General features: G+C 40.1%; 1 protein-coding gene and 1 pseudogene. Both read left to right on the top strand.

Annotated elements, in window-relative coordinates:
* Positions 1 to 391: 391 nt before the first annotated feature.
* Positions 392 to 646: pseudogene (locus tag ADF62_RS09990) on the top strand (TrkA family potassium uptake protein); the annotation flags it as partial.
* A gap of 154 nt (positions 647 to 800) precedes the next feature.
* The coding region (locus tag ADF62_RS00240) for an SSURE domain-containing protein (protein ID WP_048787823.1) at positions 801 to 1422 on the top strand (622 nt) is incomplete at its 3' end.

Here is a 1422-nt window from a genome sequence, read left to right as displayed (position 1 = left end):
GATTAGTCAGTCAAAAAAAGAAAAGCTTTGATTCAAATTTCATAATTTTTGTTCACACAAAAAATCCAGGACCTAATACCTGGATTTAGGAGATTATGAAAAAGAAAAGTTTTAGGATGGTTATAGTATATAAAGCAAAGCCTAAAGTTTTCTTAAAATAGAGGAGAAATTATAAAAAATAGGTAAAAAGGAAGTTGGTGGTTGGTCGACTTCCTTTTATTTTTTCCAAATCCTTATAAATTTGTTGCTCTTATAATTAAAAAAAGCACTCTATTCGTGTTATCGGTACGGCCAACAGCAACCGAGCGGATTCTATAATCTTGGAAAATGGTAAGGCGTGTTACATCACACTAGCGGGCGAAATAGGGCGTAGCATCTTTGGCTATAATACAGCGTGGATGTCTTTCAGCTGGACAAGAATGTTTCGATTGTCGAGATGAGAATTCCCCAATCTTGGGCGGGGAAAAGCCTTAGTCAGCTAGATTTACGTGGGCGATACAACCTCAATGTACTTGGATTTCGTGACTATGAAAATGCTCCTCTAGATGTTCAATTCGGTCCTGATGACTTTTTACGGTCAAGCACCTATATCATGGCGGTGATTAATAACCAACATTTGGATACTCTAACAGAGCTGAGTGAGTAGAAGAGAAAGGACTACTCTTTTTTCAATAACTATGGAGTCAATATAAGTATTTTATAAGAGGGATTTAAGAAAAATTTCAACTTTTTATTAATCCTTTTTAAATTTAGGAGATTATACTAGAGTCATAAAAAAAGAAAGCTCTAAGGAGAATCCTATGAAATTCAATCAAAATCAGAGATATACTCGTTGGTCTATTCGCCGTCTAAGTGTCGGTGTCGCTTCAGTTGTTGTAGCCAGTGGCTTTTTTGTCCTAGTCGGTCAACCAAGTTCTGCAAGTGCTGACGTCGTCAATCCAACCCCTGCTCAAGTCGTGCCAGACGCTGCTTCCGAGAGTGCAAAGAGCGACTTACCAGTAGAGGTTCTCAAAGAAGCAGTCGATGTAGCTCTTCCTTCAGAACAGTCTGTTCCAACACCTAAAACAAGTTTGGATGCTACAGACTCTTCAGAAAAATCGGATACCGATGCTAAAGATCAAGTAGTAGAACCAAAAGAAGAAGTGCAAGCACAACCTGACTCTAAGAAACAAACAGAAGATGCAGTTAAACCTGTGGAAAGTCCTGCGTCTACAGTTTCTGGGCAAGACCGTGAAGTCAGTGAAGCGCAACCAGCAACAACTCCAGCTGAAGTGCAAAAGGGTGTGGCTGACAATACTAAAGACACAGTAGATGTCCCAGCTACTTACTTGGACAAAGCCAACTTCCCAGGCCCGTTCCCAGCCGGTGTCAACCAAGTTATTCCTTATGAATTCTTCGCTGGAGATGGTATGTTGACTCGCC

Source organism: Streptococcus sp. 1004_SSPC (genome assembly GCF_001069025.1).
In the GTDB taxonomy this organism is placed as follows: domain Bacteria; phylum Bacillota; class Bacilli; order Lactobacillales; family Streptococcaceae; genus Streptococcus; species Streptococcus vestibularis.
The sequence above is the reverse complement of the archived record's forward strand: the minus strand, read 5'-3'. Positions and strand labels throughout refer to the sequence as shown.